Annotated in this window: 21 protein-coding genes and 1 other annotated feature; of the genes, 2 read left to right on the top strand and 19 right to left on the bottom strand. The window is 27.3% G+C overall.

Features of this window, described 5'->3' with window-relative positions; all coding sequences use genetic code 11:
* Positions 1–102: 102 nt before the first annotated feature.
* Positions 103–308: a binding site (T-box leader), on the bottom strand.
* A gap of 55 nt (positions 309–363) precedes the next feature.
* The 9 genes from BFN48_RS03320 to BFN48_RS03285 all read right to left on the bottom strand — a co-directional run bounded on the left by BFN48_RS03320 (position 364) and on the right by BFN48_RS03285 (position 7,970).
* A complete protein-coding gene (locus BFN48_RS03320) occupies positions 364–1,542 on the bottom strand; it encodes an AI-2E family transporter (protein WP_083238761.1) in 1,179 nt (392 codons plus the stop codon).
* 42 nt (positions 1,543–1,584) lie between these two features.
* Entirely contained in the window at positions 1,585–1,746 is a 162-nt protein-coding gene (locus BFN48_RS12210) for a YtxH domain-containing protein (RefSeq protein ID WP_141706104.1), read from the bottom strand.
* Positions 1,747–1,789: 43 nt separating this feature from the next.
* Positions 1,790–2,329 carry a PRC-barrel domain-containing protein gene (locus BFN48_RS03315; RefSeq protein WP_069649439.1) on the bottom strand — a complete coding sequence of 180 codons (540 nt, stop codon included), beginning with the start codon at positions 2,327–2,329 and terminating at the stop codon, positions 1,790–1,792.
* Between the two features lie 57 nt (positions 2,330–2,386).
* Positions 2,387–3,481: a tRNA 2-thiouridine(34) synthase MnmA gene (gene mnmA, locus BFN48_RS03310; protein ID WP_069649438.1), complete on the bottom strand. Its 1,095-nt coding sequence runs from the start codon at positions 3,479–3,481 to the stop codon at positions 2,387–2,389.
* A 226-nt stretch (positions 3,482–3,707) separates the two neighbouring features.
* Entirely contained in the window at positions 3,708–4,133 is a 426-nt protein-coding gene (gene nifU / locus BFN48_RS03305) for a Fe-S cluster assembly scaffold protein NifU (protein WP_069649437.1), read from the bottom strand.
* Positions 4,133–5,311 (bottom strand): cysteine desulfurase NifS, encoded by a 1,179-nt coding sequence (gene nifS / locus BFN48_RS03300; protein WP_069649436.1) that lies wholly within the window; start codon positions 5,309–5,311, stop codon positions 4,133–4,135. Before nifS ends, nifU begins: the two co-directional genes overlap by 1 nt.
* A gap of 174 nt (positions 5,312–5,485) precedes the next feature.
* Positions 5,486–5,935, bottom strand: a complete 450-nt coding sequence (locus BFN48_RS03295; RefSeq protein WP_069649435.1) for an RrF2 family transcriptional regulator — start codon at positions 5,933–5,935, stop codon at positions 5,486–5,488.
* A 259-nt stretch (positions 5,936–6,194) separates the two neighbouring features.
* Entirely contained in the window at positions 6,195–7,229 is a 1,035-nt protein-coding gene (locus BFN48_RS03290) for a glucose-1-phosphate thymidylyltransferase (protein ID WP_069649434.1), read from the bottom strand.
* Between the two features lie 102 nt (positions 7,230–7,331).
* Positions 7,332–7,970 (bottom strand): hypothetical protein, encoded by a 639-nt coding sequence (locus BFN48_RS03285; protein WP_069649433.1) that lies wholly within the window; start codon positions 7,968–7,970, stop codon positions 7,332–7,334.
* Between the two features lie 111 nt (positions 7,971–8,081).
* On the opposite strand from BFN48_RS03285, the gene BFN48_RS03280 reads away from it, so the two are divergent.
* Positions 8,082–9,653 carry a coiled-coil domain-containing protein gene (locus tag BFN48_RS03280; protein ID WP_069649432.1) on the top strand — a complete coding sequence of 524 codons (1,572 nt, stop codon included), beginning with the start codon at positions 8,082–8,084 and terminating at the stop codon, positions 9,651–9,653.
* On the opposite strand, the gene BFN48_RS12070 is transcribed toward BFN48_RS03280, so the two are convergent.
* Positions 9,646–9,906 (bottom strand): putative Se/S carrier protein, encoded by a 261-nt coding sequence (locus BFN48_RS12070; RefSeq protein ID WP_278287302.1) that lies wholly within the window; start codon positions 9,904–9,906, stop codon positions 9,646–9,648. The two genes, BFN48_RS03280 and BFN48_RS12070, sit on opposite strands and share 8 nt — an antisense overlap.
* A 158-nt stretch (positions 9,907–10,064) precedes the next feature.
* On the opposite strand from BFN48_RS12070, the gene BFN48_RS03270 reads away from it, so the two are divergent.
* Positions 10,065–10,802 (top strand): glycosyltransferase, encoded by a 738-nt coding sequence (locus tag BFN48_RS03270; protein WP_069649430.1) that lies wholly within the window; start codon positions 10,065–10,067, stop codon positions 10,800–10,802.
* A 178-nt stretch (positions 10,803–10,980) separates the two neighbouring features.
* Here the strand turns inward: BFN48_RS03270 and BFN48_RS03265 are convergent, their stop codons facing one another.
* The 9 genes from BFN48_RS03265 to orr all read right to left on the bottom strand — a co-directional run bounded on the left by BFN48_RS03265 (position 10,981) and on the right by orr (position 21,122).
* Positions 10,981–12,945 (bottom strand): molybdopterin-dependent oxidoreductase, encoded by a 1,965-nt coding sequence (locus BFN48_RS03265; protein ID WP_069649429.1) that lies wholly within the window; start codon positions 12,943–12,945, stop codon positions 10,981–10,983.
* An 11-nt stretch (positions 12,946–12,956) separates the two neighbouring features.
* The gene (locus BFN48_RS03260; RefSeq protein WP_069649428.1) at positions 12,957–14,573 is read right to left on the bottom strand and encodes a Spo0B domain-containing protein; all 1,617 of its coding nucleotides are present in this window, start codon (positions 14,571–14,573) and stop codon (positions 12,957–12,959) included.
* A gap of 35 nt (positions 14,574–14,608) precedes the next feature.
* Positions 14,609–15,934, bottom strand: coding sequence for an AAA family ATPase (locus BFN48_RS03255; RefSeq protein ID WP_069649427.1), 1,326 nt, complete (start codon positions 15,932–15,934; stop codon positions 14,609–14,611).
* Between the two features lie 11 nt (positions 15,935–15,945).
* Positions 15,946–16,977 (bottom strand): low-specificity L-threonine aldolase, encoded by a 1,032-nt coding sequence (ltaE, locus tag BFN48_RS03250; protein ID WP_069649426.1) that lies wholly within the window; start codon positions 16,975–16,977, stop codon positions 15,946–15,948.
* An 88-nt stretch (positions 16,978–17,065) separates the two neighbouring features.
* Complete coding sequence (locus BFN48_RS03245; RefSeq protein WP_069649425.1) at positions 17,066–18,019, bottom strand: NAD-dependent epimerase/dehydratase family protein; 954 nt, start codon at positions 18,017–18,019, stop codon at positions 17,066–17,068.
* 109 nt (positions 18,020–18,128) lie between these two features.
* Entirely contained in the window at positions 18,129–18,788 is a 660-nt protein-coding gene (queC, locus tag BFN48_RS03240; protein ID WP_069649424.1) for a 7-cyano-7-deazaguanine synthase QueC, read from the bottom strand.
* Positions 18,789–18,807: 19 nt separating this feature from the next.
* On the bottom strand, positions 18,808–19,440 hold the full coding sequence (locus BFN48_RS03235; protein WP_069649423.1) for a radical SAM protein: 633 nt from the start codon (positions 19,438–19,440) through the stop codon (positions 18,808–18,810).
* 6 nt (positions 19,441–19,446) lie between these two features.
* Positions 19,447–19,815 (bottom strand): 6-carboxytetrahydropterin synthase QueD, encoded by a 369-nt coding sequence (gene queD, locus BFN48_RS03230; RefSeq protein ID WP_242863197.1) that lies wholly within the window; start codon positions 19,813–19,815, stop codon positions 19,447–19,449.
* Between the two features lie 239 nt (positions 19,816–20,054).
* Positions 20,055–21,122 (bottom strand): ornithine racemase Orr, encoded by a 1,068-nt coding sequence (gene orr, locus BFN48_RS03225; protein WP_069649422.1) that lies wholly within the window; start codon positions 21,120–21,122, stop codon positions 20,055–20,057.
* Positions 21,123–21,249: the final 127 nt, after the last annotated feature.

Raw genomic sequence — 21,249 nt, 5'->3', positions numbered from 1 at the left:
TAAATTATAAGAATGATTTTGTTGAAATCCATAAACGGAAATTATATTACTAATTAATAATATAATTTCCGTTTATGGATTATAAAAAAACTCGCCCCTTAAATTAGGGACGAGAGAAGAACCCGCGGTACCACCCTACTTACTATAAAGTCACTCATGTATGATAACGGCATAACCGTAGACCTCTACTATAGTTTCAAAGTCTCAACTTAAGGGCTGCTTCAGTACACTCGTCTAAATACCTTCCAGCCATGGGTATTCTCTCTATAAGACTCGTAATACTTACTACTCCCTATCATCGCTGTTAACAATATTTTCTTTAATAAGGATTATAAATAAAATATTTATTCTTGTCAATATCATCTATAATCTAATAAGTTTATTAATTATAAAGTTTATTACTATCTTAAATACTGCTGCAACAGGAACAGCTAATAAAAGTCCCCATATTCCAAAATAACTACCTCCAAGTAATAATGAAAAGATTACTATCACAGGATGTAGTCCAACACTTTCACCTACAATCTTAGGAGAAATTATTCCACTTTCAACTTGTTGAATTATAACAAACAAAACAATGACCCATAAAGCTTTTAGAGGGCTTTCCATTAGTGCAAATATAAGTGCAGGTATTATCCCTATTATAGGCCCAAAATAAGGTATAATATTAGCTATACCAGCTATTATTCCTATTATCAATGCAAAATCAATTCCTAAAATTAATAGTCCAATTGTTGTAGCTACTCCAACAAAAGCCGCAACAATGAGTTGCCCTCTAATAAACTTTCCTAATATCACATCAATCTCTCTAAATACACATAAAACATCATGCCTATACACCTTTGGAATAAGTAAAATTATTTTTTTCTTAAAGTAATCTTTATCTTTTAAAAAATAAAAAGTTAAAATTGGAATTAAAATTAAACTAAATGCCTTTGAAAAAACCTGCATAATAGAATTTGTAAAGCTTTTCAAAGAATTTATTATAGTAATTTGTATTCTATCAAGATTTGACTTAACTACCTCGTTTATACTTTGTAATTCAGGTGGTAAATTTTCGATATTCCTTGAATATTTTATATAAAGTTCATTAAAAAATCTATAAGCATTATTAAAAAAGTTAGGCAAAATATCAATTAATTTCTTAAATTCACTTGTAAGTTTAGGAAATATAGAAAAAGAAATAACAAGTATAAATCCTATTAAAATTAAATATACTAGAAGTACTCCTAAAGTTCGTGGTATCCTTCTTTTCTCCAGGCTATTGACTAAAGGATTCAAAAGATATGAAAACCCTATTGCTAAAATAAATGGCATAAACAATCCAGTTACATCTTTGGCGATTTTATAAATTATGTAAATAAGAGTAATTATTAATAAAGTAGTTATAAGTTTAATAATTTTTCTTTTTGAGATTGAGATCCGTTTAGTTGATTCTACATATTTATTCCCGATATTAACTAAAAAGTAAATTATAAGTCCTAATAAACATACAATAAAAATTTCTTTTAAATAAATGATAAAATTAGCTAAATTTTGCATAATAACCTCCTCATATATATAAAGGCAGCAAAGCTGCCTTATTTAAAACCACCCCATATTATCCATCATAGTAAAAAGCATTTTTTTGCCTGTTTTCATTAGTCTTTTTCTTTGTCTAGGAGTCATTCTGCTTGCAGCATACATTCCTGCTGTAGCACCAATTATACTACCAGTGATAACTCCTTTCACAAATCTACCTTTCATTTTACACACTCCTTTAACTATTTATAGTTAGTTTATTACTCTTTTACTGTTCTAATTCTAGCAGTTTTTTGAAATATTCCTTATTTTTATCAAACTCTGTTTTAATCTCATTTGAAATCATCAAGGCATCTTTACCAAATGTAATACCATATATATAAGGTAGTACATTCCTACCATCCATAATATCTTGAATCAAACCATCAGATAAAATAAACCCTAATACTTTTCCATTGTCTTCGTCTATTAATATATCTTTTATTATCCCTATGTTTTCTCCAGTTTCTGTTATTACATCCTCACCTATTATTTTTTTCTTTTCTTTTATTAATTGAAAAATCTCAGGTATATTTGCTGCGGATTCAATAACATTTTCTTTATTAACTATAATAGCATCTTTTCCAACACTTATTACATTTTTATATCTTATTATTTTCGCTTCTTTAAAAACACTACCTTCATATGTCACCAAAGCCAGAATTCTAAACTTATTTCTTGAAAAAACTAGATCTTTTATTACAGCTATTTTCTTTCCAGAAACTTTGCTCATTACAGGTAACCCAATAAATTCGCTGGCTTTTTTCACAAAAAAGACCTCACTTCATAAATTTATTTCTTATATAATTATTATTCCACAATTCATTTATAATATTTTCTTTAAAATTGTTCCACCGCCAATAACAATATCTTCATCGTAAAATACAACAGATTGCCCTGGCGTTATAGCTCTAACAGGAGCATCAAACACAACTTTAACTTTATCTTCTTCAATAGGATATATAGTAGCATCTGTTTCTTTTGCAGTATATCGAATTTTAGCCTTAACTTTTAATGGTTTTGTTAGTTTTTCAAATGGTATAAAATTCAAATCATCTGCAATAAGTTCAGTACCAAATACTTTTTCAGCATCACCAACAACTACTATATTTTTTTCAGGATCAATGTGTACAACATAGACCGGTTTTCCAAGTGCTAAACCTAAACCTTTTCTTTGTCCAATTGTATAATGTGTTATTCCTTTATGTTTTCCTAAAACATTTCCATCAGTATCTACAAAATATCCAGGTTTAATTTTATATTTAGCATTTTCTCTTATAAACTTACCATAATCATTATCCTCAATGAAGCAAATTTCTTGACTTTCTGGCTTTTCAGCCACAATTAAACCTAATTCTCTTGCTATTTTTCTAACCTTTTCTTTATTTCCAATATTACCCAAAGGCATTAGTATATGTTTTAATTGCTCCTGCGTTAAATTATATAGTACGTAAGTTTGATCTTTGCCTACTGCTTCAGATCGCTTTAATAAATATCTGCCTATTTCTTCATCATATACAATTTTAGCATAATGACCAGTTGCAACATAATCTGCTCCAAGTGATTTAGCTCTTCTTAATAATTCTTCAAATTTAACAAATCTGTTACAAGCTATACAAGGATTTGGAGTTCTCCCTTTGCCATATTCATCTATAAAATAATTTATAACTTTTTCTTTAAAAACGTCTTTAAAGTTCATAACATAGTAAGGTATGCCTAAATAATTAGCAACTCTTCTTGCATCTTCAACTGCTGAAAGTGAACAACATCCTCCTTCTTTTTCTGTAACATATGAGTCTTTTTCTTGCCAAATCTGCATTGTAACTCCTATTACTTCATAGCCCATTTCTTTAAGTAAATATGCTGCAACAGAACTATCAACACCACCACTCATTCCTATTACAACTTTCTTTTTTTCCATAATCCACCTCTATCTATCTTCTATTTTGTTTAATAATATGTTTTGCCTCAATTTTTTAAAGTATACTAATTACTTGACTTTGAAAAAAGCTACTGTTTGTCAGTAGCTTTTTTTTTATAATCCATAGGAAATTATATACATTATTAATATAATAGATAATTTTAAATATAATTTCCGTAATGGATTTCAATAAAGTCTTCCTTATAAATTGTTAAAAATGAAGATTTTATTCATGTCCATGTGGGTCTTCATCAGGATTAAAATCCTCTAAACCCTCTATTACAATATTATTTTTCTTAGCATAATCTAAAAGAGCTGCTTTAATTGCTTGTTCAGCTAAAACTGAACAATGCATTTTAACAGGAGGAAGTCCATCTAAAGCCTCAGCTACAGCTTTATTAGTCAATTTAACTGCTTCCTCAATACTCTTTCCTTTGATTAATTCAGTAGCCATACTTGAAGAGGCAATTGCAGAACCACATCCAAATGTTTTGAATTTAACATCTACTATAATACCATCTTCTATTTTTAAATATATTTTCATTATATCTCCACATTTAGGATTCCCTACTTGGCCAACTCCGTCTGCATCTTCAATTTCACCTACATTTCTAGGATTCATAAAATGATCCATTACCTTTTCTGAATACATTATTTACCCTCCCTTACACTCTCATACAATGGTGACATTTCTCTTAATCTTTCTACAATCTTAACTAAATTCTCAACTACATAGTCCACATCTTCTTCTGTATTGAAATCTCCTAATGTAAATCTTAGTGAACCATGTGCTATTTCATGAGGCAACCCTATTGCAAGTAATACATGCGATGGATCTAGTGAACCAGAAGTACAAGCAGATCCACTAGATGCAGCTATTCCCATCATGTCTAAACTCAATAGTAAAGCTTCACCTTCAATAAATTCTATTGAAAAATTCACATTTCCTGGTAACCTTTTTTCTGGATGTCCATTCAATCTTACATAGTCAATTTTACTAGTAACCTCTTTAATAAGTTTGTTTCTTAAATAAATTAGCTTTTTATTATGCTCTTCTAAGTTTTCATAAGCTAATTCTAATGCTTTTGCTAATCCTACTATTCCTGCAACATTTTCAGTTCCAGCTCTTCTATTTTTTTCTTGAGCACCACCATGTACAAAAGGATGGATTTTAACACCTTCTCTGATATACAATACACCAACACCCTTAGGACCATAGAATTTATGTGCTGACATAGAAAGTAAATCTACGTTAAGTTCATTAACATCAATCTCAATATTACCTATAGCCTGAACTGCATCAGTGTGGAAATAAACTCCTTTTTCTCTTGCTATTTTACCTATTTCTTCAATAGGCTGTATAGTTCCTATCTCATTATTAGCAAACATAATGGTAATTAAAATAGTTTTATCAGTTATAGCATTTCTAAGCTGCTCTAAATCAACTATACCATATTCGTCTACATCTAAATAAGTAACTTCAAAACCATGTTTTTCTAAATATTCACAAGCATGTAATACTGCGTGATGTTCAATCTTACTAGTTATAATATGATTACCTTTATCTCTATTTGCAAATGCAACTCCTTTAATAGCCCAGTTATCAGATTCTGAACCTCCACTTGTAAAATAAATTTCTTTAGATTTAGCGCCTATTATTTTAGCAACCTTTTCTCTAGCTTCATCAATTGCTGCTCTAGATTCTCTGCCTATTCTATATATACTTGATGGATTACCATATTTATCTGTAAAATATGGTATCATCTCTTCTAAAACTTCCTTTTTAACAGGAGTTGTAGCAGCATAATCCATATATACATATTTCCTCATAAGAAAACCTCCTATATAACAGTTAAATTTCATTTTATTTTAACACAATAAAAGGCTTTTTATAATCCATAGGAAATTATATATCTTTTTAAATAGTGTATAATTATAGATATAATTTCCGTTTATGGATTTCAGCAAAATCTTCCTCAATTTTTGTTTAATTCGAAGATTTTGCTATATATAATACATATAACCTTTATTTTTATTCATTTTATAATGCTCATCAACCATATCTTGTAAAGTTACTGAATCAATTACATCATTTATACTGTCTCTTATCTTAATCCAAATAGTTTTTGTTACACAAAAATCCTCTCTATCACATTTAAAAGCTTCATCTTTAATAACACAATCAGTAGGAGCTAAATCACCTTCTAAAGCTCTTAAAATTCTACCAACTGTTATATCTTTAGGAGGGCATGCTAATAAATATCCTCCTTGTGCTCCACGTACACTATTTACAATGCCTTCCTTTTTCAAAACAGAAATAAGCTGTTCCAAATAATTCTCTGATATATCCTGGCTATCAGCAATGCTTTTCAGGGGTATCGGACCTTCTCCATATCTTTTTGCTAATTCAAACATTGCTTTTAAACCATACCTTCCTTTTGTAGATAACTTCATACTATCACCTCTTTATAATCCCTAGTGAATCACTTGGAATTCTACATTAAGTATATTATAACCTACTAAATCTGTCAACATTCAAATATTTTTATAAACCATAGAAAATTATATACATTTTTAAATAATAAATAATTTAAAATATAATTTTCGTAATGGATTTCAACAAAATCTTCCTTAATTTTTATTTAAATCGAAGATTTTGTTAAAAAAACTTAACAAAAATAATAAGGGACTTTTATCCCTTAAACAAACATAACTATTCAATGTAATAATAGTTAAATATATTATTTTTAGTTTTATAATACACTGTATTATCAACAACTATACTTTTAACAATATGAATTTTACTATCTTTTAATAAAATAGTATCGTAAATAGAAGATTCTTCTACTTTAATATTTTCTATATTTACATTATCACCAATTATAGTATATGGTTCTATTATACAATTACTTATAAAAGAGTCTTTTCCAATAAAAACAGGTCCTTTAATATAAGAATTTATTAATTTTGTATTTTTTCCGATTTTAACTTTCCCATATATTTTACAATTATCATCCACGTAACCTTCAATAGATATATTTATTTTATTTAAAAAATATTTATTAGCTTCAAAAATATCATCAGGTGTACCTATATCCATCCACCATTTTTCTGTTTCACTAAACGTTACCTTATAATTATTATCTATAAGATACTTTATAGCATCAGTTATCTCATATTCTCCTCTTTTCGATGGTTTTATACTTCTACACGCTTTAAAGATACTTTTATCAAATATATAAAGGCCTGTTATTGCCATATTACTTGTCGCTATTTTAGGTTTTTCTTTAATATCTATGATTTTATCGTCTAATACTTTAATTATACCAAATCTTTCAGGTTGTTTTACTTTTTTCACTATTAAATGACTGTTACTTTTTTCTTTATAAAATATTCTTATATTTTCTTTTAAATCTATATCATAAATATTGTCACCTAATATTAAAACAAAATCTTTATCGATAAAATCCTCAACTTGTAGTACACTATGTGCTATCCCTAAAGGTTCTCTTTGATAGAAAAACCGAATATTAACATTTTCATGATGAAAACTCTTTAAAATATCAACATATTTTTCCTCTTTTCCATTTATTACTATTCCTATTTCCTTAATATTTGCCTTAATAAATGAATCTATGATTCGTTCTAAAATTGACTTGTTTAAAACTTTCAATGTTGTTTTTGGAATATTTTTAGTTAATGGATATAATCTTGTAGCTTTACCAGCAGATAATATTATACCTTTCATCCTCTTCCTCCTTTCATTAACACTTTATGTTTTTTTTAGTTTATTGTTAATTTTAACTACAGAAAAAAAGAAGGTGCTACTTGCACCTCTTTTTTAACTACATTACTCTGTTCCTGGGAATAAATCTTCAAATTGTGGTGGGAAGAAATCAGGGAATGGTTCATAATCAAATTGTCTACAAATATCTTCTTCTGGACTAAATTCTTCACATTCTGGTGGTTCAGGACAGAAACCAAATGCTGGTATTAACAACTGTACTCTACCAACTACTTTGACAATCAAGAAAGTACCAACAGCGAACTTCAATAATCCGTCAATTTCAGTTGGTGTATCTAATACTTGTGACCTAGTTTCAACTACAATTCTAAATTCAAATTCATCTCTTGCAGGTGGAATAAACATTACTATATCTTTAAGTATATCAGGTAAGAATCCTTCTATTACAGTTCCGTCAGTTCTTGTTATTTCATATGGTATTCTTAAAGTAAATCTTACTCTTTTAAAATTAGGTCTGTTTGGTAAATCAGTAACAACTAAAGTCCCATCTACAATAAATCCTGGTTTAAATCTGATACTCTTAAATGTTCCACCTTCTAAATCTACTTCTACTTCAGGAAAACATTCTCTTTGTTGACAATGAGCATATACTTTATCTGCTATTATACACACTGTTTCTGTAATATAACTCAAATCATTTTCCATTATTGGATCACCAGGACTTGGATCAAATCCATTTGTCATATATTTTCACCCCTCTAAATAATTAATTTAATAAATTCATCTTTACTTTCATATTATGAAATATAGCAACTTTGGTGCATATTTTTATAAATTTTTTGTGGGGTGAATGTTATGAGTTTACATTCTAAAGAAAGTTTTATAATTAGAACTTCAACTGGTATTTACTACAATATTTTTTATAAAAACAATATCATTTTTAGTAATGTATATGATGAAAATAGAAAAATTTTAAAATCTAAAGAACTTATAAGCTTAGACATCATAGATTATTCTGTAGACATCGATATTAATGATAAAATACACATACTTTGCATTACAAAAACAGGAGAAATTATATACTACGTTTACTTTAAAGATACATTATCAGAAAAACATCTTACAACACTTGATATAAAGTCCAATAGATATGATTATTTTTATTTAAAAGTAATAAAAGATGAAATACATATTTTCTATGCATTTAGTAATATTATTAATTCTACAGTTTGGACTATTCAACATATTGTCGGAAATAAACAAACTTGGGAAAAGAAAAATGTAATTAGTATTACACCTGGAAAATATATGAGTCCTTATTACTTAGATTTTGATAAACTTGGTAATATTCATTTAATATATAAAAATATAGAAAATAGAACCCAGCAAATATATTACACACATTACAGTTCATTTTTAAAAAATTGGTCAAAATATCCTATAAGAGTATCTGATACATCAGTTGATAACCTACACCCTTATATATTCGTCGATAACAGAAATGTAATACATTTAGTTTGGTCTAAACTCGATAATAGCGATCTGCGCTTCATTTATAAACAACGTCCAGTAATTACTAACCAAAAAGGTAAATGGAAATCCATTGAATTACCTTTATCTCATAGCACTTACACACACCCTGTAATCTATGAAGATTTTGGAGTTTTACGTATATTATATAAGCAAAATAACTCAATTAGAGGTTTAATTTCTAAAGATTTTGGATTTTCATGGACAGATGACATCACTCTAAGCAATCTTGAAAATCAAAACTGGAAATATTTCAGATATATATCTAATAATCCTAAGGAAAAAAATAAAATAAAAATTAACCATATATATGCAAAGATTACTGATACCATAGAATTATATTGTAAATATCTCAACACAAACATATCAGACACAAAAAATTCTACAGACAATAATATGAAAATTTCTAAGTTAAACTTAGATACAGCAACAATAAATCAGAAAAATAAAATTACAAATAAGTCCAACAACACAAATATAGTTAATGCTAAAAATGAACCTCTTATTTTTGAAGATAACAATATAAAAGAATTTGTTGACAATACAAATCGTCAGATAAAAAATATTTTTTCTAAAACATATAATATTAATTTGATAAAAAGAGAAATAGAGAAACTATTACTAAATAATACAAAGGATTTAGAAAATAAGATAAAGTCAGATAAATATGACTTAAATTCAATTTTAAGTAAATTAGATAGTTTGAACGATTTAGTAGACGAATATAAAAAAGAAAATCAAGACATATCACAAATCATAAAATCGATAAAAGAAAAATATGAAAAAAATCTACTATATATTGAAAATTTAGAATCTCAAATAAATAATTTAAAAAACATAATTGAAAATACACCTAAGAAAAATTTGATTACTAAATTAAAAGAATTCTTTAAATAATGTCGTTGATCTGTTTAATTTGCTTTTTACCATTAATTCTTTCTACTCTATATACTCTACGTACATGTTTATTATACTTACTTGCTTCTCTCTTAAGTATTTGAAAATCTTCTATATCATTGAATTTAATTGAATAACTACAACCAAAACTGAGTTGACAAGGAGTCGAAATCAACTGAAACTTATTAACACCTTTCTTTTCTAGAATATAATACAATTGAATTGCATTATTCTTTGTATCAAAGACTGCTATATAGTATTTATCATCTTTAAAGTATTTTTTCTTCGTAATTATCCCCCCTTTATATTTATAGTACTAGTATATTTAAAGTTATGGATTATGTTACTACTTTCTGTAGAATAATGCTACAGATAAGCCTATAGTAAATTAAACTAAATGAGGTGTATTTTATGAGTTATAATAAAAACTCATCTGCTTCCAACAAATCAACTAATATTGGTATATCTGTTATAACATGCACTAATAGGCCAAACTATATGAATAATATTTTTGAAAACTTTAATAGACAATTTTACAAAATAAAAGAATTAATTATAATTTTAAATAAAAATATAATGGATATTAATAAATGGAAACTAAAAGCTTCTAGTTTTCAAAACATAAGTATCTATCAAATTGATGAAAATATAAGTCTAGGAGAATGTTTAAACTTTGCAGTTAATAAAAGTAAACATGAAATTATAGCAAAATTTGATGATGATGACTATTATTCTCCTTATTACCTAACTAGCTCAATTAAAGCTTTATTAAATACCAATGCAGACATAGTTGGAAAATCCACAACTTTTGTCTATTTTGAAGCTAGTAAAACATTAGCTGTTAGAAACCCTAAAAAAGAAAATCGCTATCTAACAAGAATCGAAGGCCCAACTATGATAATAAAAAAGGATGTTTTTAAGAAAGTAAAATTTAGGAACATTACTTTAGGAGAAGATGTTAATTTTTGTAAGGATTGTATTAAAAAAGGTTTCAAAATTTACTCTCATGATAAATATAATTATGTTTATATAAGACATGGTAAAACCAGCTCTCATACGTGGAAAATCACAGACGAGTATTTTATGAAGCTATGTATTAAAATTGGAAAAATTGAAGATTACAAATCTTATATTGAGAAAATTGAATAACTAATAAAAAAGCTGGGGAATTTAAAATCCCTCAGCTTTTTTATAATCCATAGGAAATTATATACCAAATTAAATTGTAGATAATTTTTAATATAATTTCCGTTTATGGATTTCAACAAAATCTTCCTAAATTTATTTAAATCGAAGATTTTGTTCTTAATCGAAAAGTATTTATAAATCATTTTTTTACTATTTCAACAAAAGTATCATAATATGCAATCTGTCCTCCCATATCTGAATCTATATTATCTGTTAAAAAGTTTGGATTCCCATGCTTTTCCCACCAACCTGTATACATATGTACAACATTATCAGGTATATTTTCATTTATTACTACTTCTACATTTATTCTTCCATTTTTTGATTTTAAAATAACCTTTTCTCTATCTTTTATATTGTACTTTCTTGCCGTATTATAGTTAATAAAAGCTTCTGAAATACCTTTTACATCAATAAAATGTTGACTAAAAATTGAATCTTTAGCATGACTTGTTATTAGTCTAATTTTATTTATTTTACTATTTCTATTCTGATAAATAGGAAATGGACTTAGTCCATATTCAGCCGCTTTTTCTGAATAAATTTCAATTTTCCCTGACGGTGTTTTAAATATTAAATCATGCCAAGCAACATCTTCATTCTGAATTGTTACATAACCTTTCTTTATATCCTCTAAAGTTATATTCTTCCTCAACAAAGGTTCCACGATTTTTTGTATATATTCAAGTTTAGATACATTTGGATATTTTTCAATACCCATTTTTCTAGCAAGTTCTTTAAAAAAATAATATTCATCCATCAATTTATTTTTTGGTTCAACTGCTTTTTCATTATAGATAATATATGGATTATTCATTGAAGAAAATACAATATCTTCACTCTCTAAAGTATTTGTACATGGTAAAAAAAGATCGCAATTTTTAGCTGTATCAGTCATAAACATATCTATACATATTTTAAATTCTATATTATTAAACGCTAATTTAGCTTTATTTAAATTAGGTAATTGAGCAAGTGGATTAGCTTTACTCACAAATAAAACTTTAATTGGTGGATTATTTTCATTTAATATAAAGTCATATAATTCCGAAATATCAACATATCTAGTGTTCTTACCAAATTTTATACTATCAAATGGATCTAAATTTAATACATCAGGATATACTCTATTCGCATAATTGACGCCATTACCTTTCTTCCCAATATTGCCAGTTATAGCCGCTAATGCGTCTATTGCTCTAATTGTATTACCTCCATTATGGTATTTCTGCAATCCATACCCAGGATAGGTTGTTACTGGTTTTTCAATACCATATATGTATGCTAAATTCTCAATTATTTCTTTTTTTACACCACACTCTTTTATTAAATAATCTAAACTTAATTTTTCTATGTATTTCTTATATTCATCAAATCCTTTTACATGTTTTTTTATAAAATCTAAATCTATATATCCTTTTTCTATAGCTATTTTGGTTATTGCTATTGCTAATGCCCCATCAGTTGATGGATTTACTCTAATAAACATATCTGATATCTTAGCTGTATCTGTATAAATAGGATCTATAACAATAATCTTAATACCTTTTTTCTTTGCTTCCTTAAGAGTATGAAATAAATGTATTGAAGTATTAGCTGGATTTCTACCCCATAATACTATGTTTTTTGCATTGAACATATCTTCTAATGAATGTCCTTTAACATCACCAAAATCAAAAATTTGAGCTTGTATTCCAGCACCCCAACAAGTACTTCCAGATGTTAATGTTATACCTCCAAGGAAGTTGAAAAAAACATTTTCAATTGATTTTAATACCCCTCCAGAACCTGATTCAAAATAATGTAATATACAATTAGAGCCGTATTTTTCAATATAAAATCTAAGTCTTTCACTTACTATTTCTAGCGCTTCATCATAATCTATTTCTATCCATTTATTACCTTTCTTAAATAGAGGGTTATAAACTCTTTCTTTGTGATATAATCTCTCTAAATGTTTTCTCCCTTTTTTACATATTATACCTTTTGTGTAAGGATGTTTTTTATCTCCTTCAATCATAATTACCCTATTATCATTTACTATCACGTTAAATTTACAACAATCCCAGCAATCTAATGTACAACCATGGCTAATAGTTTTCAATTTAACACCACCTAACTTTTTGTTAGCATAGGGAAATAAACAAAAAAGTGATTACCTTTCTCATCTACCTTCAATTCTATACGCCCACTATTTTTCTTAACTAATTGCTTAACTATATACAATCCTAATCCTTTCTCTTCTTTATTGTCACTTGAAAAACCTTTTTCAAATATTTTATCTCTGATTTCTACAGGAATTATAGGAGTATTATTACTTACTTCAAAAACCAATTCATCTAGCTCGCTAGATATCCTAATAACAAGTTCTTTATAATTGCCTTGCGAATTCTTAAGAGCATATACAGCATTCTTTATTAAATTAACTAGAATTTTTATTAAATCATATAAATTTACAGGTAACTCTTCTGGAAGTTCTTCAGATTCGACTTTTACATCTATATTATATTCTCTTGCTTTTGAAATTGTTGTAAATATAGCTGCCTCTAACTCTGGAATCCCAATTGTATAATTTTGTTTAATAAGTTTACCTTCCTTTGCTACATTATTTAAATATTTATAAGCTCTATCAGGTTTTTTTAATTCTAATAGCCCCTGAATAATTTGTAAGTGATTCGTAAAATCATGTTTATACATTCTCAATTTTTCATTCATTTCTTCTGTTAAATAAAGTCGATATTTTGTCATTTCTTTTTCTGAAACTAATTTAGATATAATATAAATAACAATAAGTATCCATACAGATACTACAATTCCTATAACACTCAAAAATATATTATTTCTTCTTAATGCTTTTTTAGTCGAATAATATAATTCTTCTAAGGGTACAATTCCAACTAAATATCCTCTAAACTCTTTTATTGGCATCAAACTAATTACAAAATCTTCATTTTTTATCTTTATAGTATTCATTATTAATGTTTCAGTTGTTTTTATATTTTTCAAATTTTCTTTAGGTATTTCATAATTAGATTTACTGATAATAGGCTTTAAATCACTATTTATTATATAAACTTCACCTGACTCTGCTATCTTTATGTTCCTATACTTATTTTTAAATTTATCTAAATCAATATATGCTATCAAATATCCTAATACTAATTCGTTATCTATATCTTTTATTTTATGTACAACATAAAAAATATTTTGCAGATTAGAATTAAGTTTTTCACCTGTAAAATCATAACCCCATAATATATCATCTATATTTAAATTTATTTCAGAATAAACTTGACTTGATTTAAAATTGCTTATATCTAATCTACTGATGCCATTTGTATATATTCTACCGTTCTCTGTAATACAGATAATTCTACTAATATAGGGATTATTATCTAAAATTTCATTAAGTTTTCTCTCAATAAACATGTCAATACTATGCTGATATTTTGGTTTTAACTTATAATATTCCTGCAATGATTTCCTTAATCCCATAGAATTAGCAAATTCAGCTACACTATTTTCAATATCATCTATAGTCAATTGTAAAGATTCAAATGTCTTTATAATTAGCTGTTCCATGGATTTTAATTTTTCTTTCTTAATTACATTTAACGTATGTTTATAAACAATAAAAATATTTAAAAAAATAGGTATAATTATAAAAAATACAAGCAAAACTATTAAAAGTACAGTCAACTTTCTTTTATTTGTAATTGCTGTATATTCCATATTCTGCACACACCCCATAATAATACTCGTTTAAATTATTTATTCCTTTGAAGAAGTTCTAATCTTTCTTTAATTACTTTTTCATATCCATTTTTAGTAGGATTATAATATTTTTTACCTGTTAAATTGCTTGGTAAATACTGTTGTTTTACATATGAGTTTTTATAATCATGAGGATATTTGTATTGATTATTTTTATTAATCTTTTCGTTTTCTAGATTTTTAGATGTAGAGTCTCTTAGATGATATGGAACTTGTCCTTCTATCATTTCTACATCTTCTATAGCTTTTTTAATTCCAACATAGCTTGCATTGCTTTTTGGAGCTGTAGCTATATAAGTTACAGCTTGTGCTAAAGGTATCCTACCTTCTGGCATTCCTATGAAATCTAATGCCTTAAAAGCAGCTACAGCTACACTTAACGCATTTGGATCAGCATTTCCTACATCCTCTGAAGCACAAATTATAATTCTTCTCGCAATAAATTTTGGATCTTCCCCAGCATATAACATCTTAGCTAGCCAGTAAAGTGCTGCATCTGGATCTGACCCTCTCATACTTTTAATAAAAGCTGATATTGTATCATAATGTTCATCACCATTTTTATCATACTTAACAGCTTTTTTTTGAATACAATCTTCAACTATATCTAATGTAATATGTATTATTCCATCTTTTTCTGGAGGAGTAGTTAAAACTGCTAATTCCAGTGCATTAAGTGCAATTCTTGAATCACCATTAGCTACATTTACTATATGATTTAATGCATCCTTTTTTATTTCAACATTAAAATTTCCTAATCCTCTTTCTTTATCTTTTAATGCCCTTAATAAAATAGTTTTTATTTGTTCCTTAGTTAAAGGTTCTAGTTTAAATACCATTGATCTAGATATTAAAGCTTTATTAACTTCAAAATATGGATTTTCTGTAGTAGCACCTATTAAAATGATTGTCCCATTTTCAACATACGGTAATAATGCATCTTGTTGTGATTTATTAAATCTATGTATCTCATCAATAAATAAAATTGTCCTTTTATTATAGAAACCTAATCTTTCTTTTGAAATTTCAATTATTTCTCTTATTTCCTTAATACCTGAAGTTACTGCATTAAGCTGCTCAAAATATAATTTAGTTGTATTTGCTATGATTTTTGCAAGTGTTGTTTTACCAGTACCTGGTGGTCCGTATAAAATTAAAGAAGTTAACTTGTCAGCCTGAATAGCTCTATACAATAATCTTCCTTTTCCAACAATATGTTCTTGTCCAACAAATTCTTCTAAAGTTTTTGGCCTCATTCTCTCTGCAAGAGGACTTTGCTTTTTCAACGAGTTCTCTGCATTTAAAGTGAATAAATCCAATTTATCACCTCTTATTCAAAAATATCTTTCATTATTTTAGCTGTATAAAGAACATCTTCTTTTGAAATATACATATGAGTCACAAAACGTATTCTATAATCTGAAATTTTCGTAACAAAAATACCATTTTCTCTTAATAAATTGATTACAATATCCGCCTTGTAATTTTTATTTTCGATATTAACCATAAGTATATTAGTCTGTACTGTATCTATGTCAATTCCAATCCCTTTTATATTAGCAAGTTTTTCAGCTAATAATCTATTGTTGTAATGATCTTCCTCAAGTCTATCTATCATCTTCTCTAATGCTATAATACCTGCTGCAGCTATAATACCTACCTGCCTCATACCTCCACCTAGCATTTTTCTATACTTTCTCGCTTTTTCAATAAACTTCTTATCGCCTGCTAATAGAGAGCCTACAGGAGCACATAACCCCTTAGATAAACAAAACATAACACTATTACTGTATTTAGTTATTTCTTTAACATTAACACCCAAACCGACAGCTGCATTAAAAACTCTTGCACCATCTAAATGAATTGGTATTTTATAATTAAGTCCGATTTCATAAACCTCTTTCATCAATTCTATTGGTGTTATAACTCCTCCTGCCATATTATGAGTATTTTCTAAGCAAATCAAGCCAGTCTGCGGAAAATGTATATTATTAACTCTAATAGCTCTTTCTATATCTGAAGTACACATAATACCTTTGTACCCTTTAATAGTTTTTGATTGCAACCCTGAAATAAAAGCTAACGCTCCAACTTCAAACATAAAAATATGAGACTCTTCTTCAAGTATAATTTCTTGTCCTCTTTCCGTATGTGCTAATAAAGCTAACTGATTTCCCATTGTTCCTGATGGCACAAATAATGCATCTTCTTTCCCTACTAAGTTAGCTCCCAATTCCTCTAATTTCTTAACAGTTGGGTCTTCTTCATATACATCATCTCCAACTTCGGCTAAATACATTGCTTTTCTCATTTCTTCTGTAGGTTTTGTAATTGTGTCACTTCTAAAGTCAATTATTTTCATATATATTCCCCCCAAAATCGTCTTCTATCGGTATTTTAATAAACTTTATCTAAATAAAGCCATTTAATAATAGTATATAACATAATCTTTATTTTTTTAAGTTATATAAACTTCTAATATAACTTATTTCCTTTTTCAAACCCTCATATATATCCGTTCTTTTATCTAGCGTAATAATATCTTGTAGTTTTTCAACTGAAGCATAAGTAATAATTTGCTCTTCTATTATAGGCTCAATATATTTAACTATAGCCTTTTTATTAAGTAGCTTTTCAATAATTTTAATAGATTCATTTACGCTTAAAGTAATACCACCACCAACATTTATTACCTCATTTTTTAGATCTAAATCTAATAAATTTAATATTATTTCACAAATATCCTCTACATAAATAAAGTCACGCCTCTGTTCACCATCTCCATATATACAAATTTCTTCTTCTTTTATAATTTTTTTTATAAAATTATGAAATGCCATATCGGGTCTTTGTCTAGGTCCATAAACTGTAAAAAATCTTAATATAGATACATCAATATCATATACCTTACCATAATAATGACATAAAGTCTCACCAGCTAACTTAGTAACACCATACAAGGAAATAGGTTTTGGGTTTTGCAATTCTGACATTGGCAAGCTATCATTATCTCCGTATACTGTTGAAGAAGAAGCATAAATCAATTTTTTAACTCCTTTATTTTTAATTGCATCTAACATTCTTTGTGTTGCAGTAATATTATATTTTATATATTCATCAAAATTAACTTCACTACATGCAGTTACACCTGGTATATCAGCAAGATGAATAATACAGTCAATTTTTAACCCTTCGATTAGCTTAATTATATTTGGTTCTAAAATATTATACTCTAAAAAAATAAAATTTGGATTTCCTAGGCAATATTTTAAATGATATTCTTTAATCCATCTTTCATAATTATTATAAAAATTGTCGATGCCTATTACCTTATATCCTTTATTTAATAGTAATTCGCATAAATTACTACCTATAAAGCCCGCTGCACCAGTAACTAAAATCATGTAAAAAACCCCTTTCATCATTATATAATTCAATATATGATAAAAGGGGTACAGTTGTTATAATATGTTTTTATCTATAGCAACATTTATGAATTGCATTTTATACATGCTAAATATATTCTATTGGATCTTCTATTCCAGCTTCTGCAAATCCTTTTAATCTTAATGTGCAGCTATCACATACTCCACAAGCTTTTTCTTTTCCATTATAACAACTAGTTGTAAGATGATATGGAACACCATACTTAGTACCAAGTTTTATTGTTTCTGCTTTCGATAAATTAATAAGAGGAGCAATTATCTTTATAGATTTACCTTTAACCCCTGCAGCTGTTCCCACATCAACTACTTTTTGAAATGCCTTTATAAATTCTGGCCTACAATCAGGATATCCACTGTAATCAACAGAACTCACGCCTATGAAAATCGCTTCTGCCCCAATTACTTCAGCATAACCTAAAGCATAACTTAAAAATAAAATATTTCTAGCTGGTACATAAGTAACTGGAATTTCTCCATCACCTTTATATTCAGGTACATCTATATTTTTATCTGTAAGAGCACTACCACCTACATTATCTAATGAAATAATCTTGTGTTCTTTCACTTTATAATACTCTGCTATTTTTTTTGCAGCTTCTAATTCTCTTCTATGTCTTTGTCCATAATCAAAAGAAATAGGATACAATTCATACCCTTCATTTTGAGCAATACCCATACAAGTAGTACTGTCTAAACCTCCTGAAAGCAAGATAACTGCTTTTTTCATATTCACATCCTCCTTATTTCTATACTCCTCTTTCATCTGGATTCCATATAATTTTGTGCAATTGAAGTTGAAACCTAACATCTAATTTGTCTTTCAATATCCAACTAACAATTTCTTTTGGTTCAATCATATTATAAATTGGCGAAAAGGTAATAATACCTTTATTATAGTATTTTTTTATAATTTCTTTAGACCAATTATAATCCTCTCGAGTCCCTATTACAAACTTTATCTCGTCATTATCTCTTAGATAGTTAAAATTGCTTAATCTCATTTTCTTATGTTCATTTGAAGTAGGAGTTTTAATATCCATAGTAAATCTATGTTTTTTAGTAAGCTTGTATTTACTTATATCTACTGAACCATTTGTTTCTATATTTACTTCATAATCTGTCAATTTGTCTAGCAACTTCATGATATCGTTTTGTAAAAGAGGTTCTCCGCCAGTTATACATATTCTTTTGTAACCAAAAATTTTGACTTTATCAATTATTTGCTCAATAGTCATCAGATTACCATAATTATAAGAATAAGTTGTATCACAGTAACTACATCTTAAGTTGCATCCAGTTAATCTTATAAAAATGGTAGGCAACCCAGTTGAAATACCTTCCCCTTGTATACTTAAAAATATCTCATTTACTCTTAACATATACAACTACCTTTCTAAAGTTGCGTAACTTGTTGGCGTCTCCCAAAGAACAACTTTTTTAAGCCAACATTTATCTTTTTTTATTGCATTATCGATTTCATTAAATATCCATAGCAAAATGTTTTCGCAAGTTGGATTGAAATCAAATACTTCATTTAAATATTTGTGATCTAGAACATCAATAACTTTCTCTTTGACTATTTCCTTTAATTCATTAAAATCAATTACAATACCTCTGTTATCAATTTCTCCTCTTATTGTAATTTCAAGTTTATAAGTATGCCCATGTAAAAATTTACATTCTCCATCATAATCTTCTAATTTATGTGCACTATCAAAAGTAAATATTTTTGTTATATCTATTGTTCTATTCATCAGATTTCTCCTTTCATATCAATTATTACATTATGCAAATTAGTGTTTAACTAAATGAGTTCTATTCAAAGTATTCCCTCAATAAATAAATAAAATCAGGAATAATAAAAGGCTACTTATTAACAGCAGCCTACTAACATCATTAAAATATTACAAAAAACCATAGTTTCCTATCACATTACTAATTTATCACAATACATTAAGAAGTTCAACTATAAGTTATATATCATATACTATATTTAGTATCTAAAATTTTTCTCTACATATTCAGATGTCATAACTTTTAATATGCCACCATAAGTTAACTTAAACTCTATATTATCTCCAATCCCATAATCATTCTTACATTTCGTAATATCTAAAATCAAATGATCACTACTTGCGCCTAATATTTCAATATCTTTGTCATAAGGTATAATATCACCTAAATCAATATCTTGCTTCCCTATAGCACAAATAGCTCTTTTCACAATACCTTTATCAACAAATGTAGGTGTATTGCCAAAAGCATCCATACCTATTTCTCCTATTGGAACTGAAGGTTTTTCTTTAACCTCAATAATTTCCACAATGAGTTTGAAACAATCATCATATGTATCTTCAATATTTTTGCCATATGCTGTTTCTCTACCCAAAACTATTGATTCTCCTAACCTTAACTGATTTATCTCTTCTGGTATTTCACCATTTTCTAACAAATATAAACTACTTGAATTCCCGCCTGAAATAATATCTAGTTTTATATTAAACTTCTTTTCAATATTCATTTTTATTTTAACTAACCTACTTAAATTCTCATATTTTGGTATTACTCCTCCATAACAAGTAAGATTTGTACCAATACCTATTAGTTCTATACCATCTAATTTTAATATCTCCGATACTACTAAAAAAATTTCTTCTTCATCAAATATCCCTTCTCTTAAATCTCCTAAATCAACCATTAAAATTATTTTATGCTTTTTATTTAACTCTACAGCTTTTTTAGATAGTTCTTTTATTGTTTTTAGCTCAGAGTTCAAAGATATATCAGAATATCTTACAACATCATCTACTTGACTTATCATAGGAAGTCTAAGTAGCATCTTAGGAATTTCAATTTCTCTTAATTTAATCAAATTTTCTATTCTTGAATCAGCTAATATTTGTACTCCACCATCTACCATTGTTTTAGCTATTTTTGGTTCACCACAAAATACTTTTGTCACACCAGCCACATTTATCTTATTTTTTTTACATAATTCAACAAGCTTTTCAGTATTGTGCTTGATTTTATCTAATGAAATCTCTACACATGGATATCGCATTTTAATCCTCCTTTCAAATAAACAAAATCTTCGTTTGGATAAATCAAGGTAGATTTTGTTGAAATCCGTAAATGAAAATTATATTTGAAATTATCCAAAATTTTATATGGAATATAATTTCCTATGG

Source organism: Caloranaerobacter ferrireducens (assembly GCF_001730685.1).
Taxonomy (GTDB): Bacteria; Bacillota; Clostridia; order Tissierellales; family Thermohalobacteraceae; genus Caloranaerobacter; species Caloranaerobacter ferrireducens.
The sequence above is the reverse complement of the archived record's forward strand: the minus strand, read 5'-3'. Positions and strand labels throughout refer to the sequence as shown.

Bases quoted from the DNA above. Each gene is read 5' to 3' on its own strand.
- BFN48_RS03320 (WP_083238761.1), bottom strand. From the start codon at position 1,542: ATGCAAAATTTAGCTAATTTTATCATTTATTTAAAAGAAATTTTTATT.
- BFN48_RS12210 (WP_141706104.1), bottom strand. From the start codon at position 1,746: ATGAAAGGTAGATTTGTGAAAGGAGTTATCACTGGTAGTATAATTGGT.
- mnmA (WP_069649438.1), bottom strand. From the start codon at position 3,481: ATGGAAAAAAAGAAAGTTGTAATAGGAATGAGTGGTGGTGTTGATAGT.
- nifU (WP_069649437.1), bottom strand. From the start codon at position 4,133: ATGTATTCAGAAAAGGTAATGGATCATTTTATGAATCCTAGAAATGTA.
- nifS (WP_069649436.1), bottom strand. From the start codon at position 5,311: ATGAGGAAATATGTATATATGGATTATGCTGCTACAACTCCTGTTAAA.
- BFN48_RS03295 (WP_069649435.1), bottom strand. From the start codon at position 5,935: ATGAAGTTATCTACAAAAGGAAGGTATGGTTTAAAAGCAATGTTTGAA.
- BFN48_RS03290 (WP_069649434.1), bottom strand. From the start codon at position 7,229: ATGAAAGGTATAATATTATCTGCTGGTAAAGCTACAAGATTATATCCA.
- BFN48_RS03285 (WP_069649433.1), bottom strand. From the start codon at position 7,970: ATGACAAATGGATTTGATCCAAGTCCTGGTGATCCAATAATGGAAAAT.
- BFN48_RS03280 (WP_069649432.1), top strand. From the start codon at position 8,082: ATGAGTTTACATTCTAAAGAAAGTTTTATAATTAGAACTTCAACTGGT.
- BFN48_RS03270 (WP_069649430.1), top strand. From the start codon at position 10,065: ATGAGTTATAATAAAAACTCATCTGCTTCCAACAAATCAACTAATATT.
- BFN48_RS03260 (WP_069649428.1), bottom strand. From the start codon at position 14,573: ATGGAATATACAGCAATTACAAATAAAAGAAAGTTGACTGTACTTTTA.
- ltaE (WP_069649426.1), bottom strand. From the start codon at position 16,977: ATGAAAATAATTGACTTTAGAAGTGACACAATTACAAAACCTACAGAA.
- BFN48_RS03245 (WP_069649425.1), bottom strand. From the start codon at position 18,019: ATGATTTTAGTTACTGGTGCAGCGGGCTTTATAGGTAGTAATTTATGC.
- queC (WP_069649424.1), bottom strand. From the start codon at position 18,788: ATGAAAAAAGCAGTTATCTTGCTTTCAGGAGGTTTAGACAGTACTACT.
- BFN48_RS03235 (WP_069649423.1), bottom strand. From the start codon at position 19,440: ATGTTAAGAGTAAATGAGATATTTTTAAGTATACAAGGGGAAGGTATT.
- queD (WP_242863197.1), bottom strand. From the start codon at position 19,815: ATGAATAGAACAATAGATATAACAAAAATATTTACTTTTGATAGTGCA.
- orr (WP_069649422.1), bottom strand. From the start codon at position 21,122: ATGCGATATCCATGTGTAGAGATTTCATTAGATAAAATCAAGCACAAT.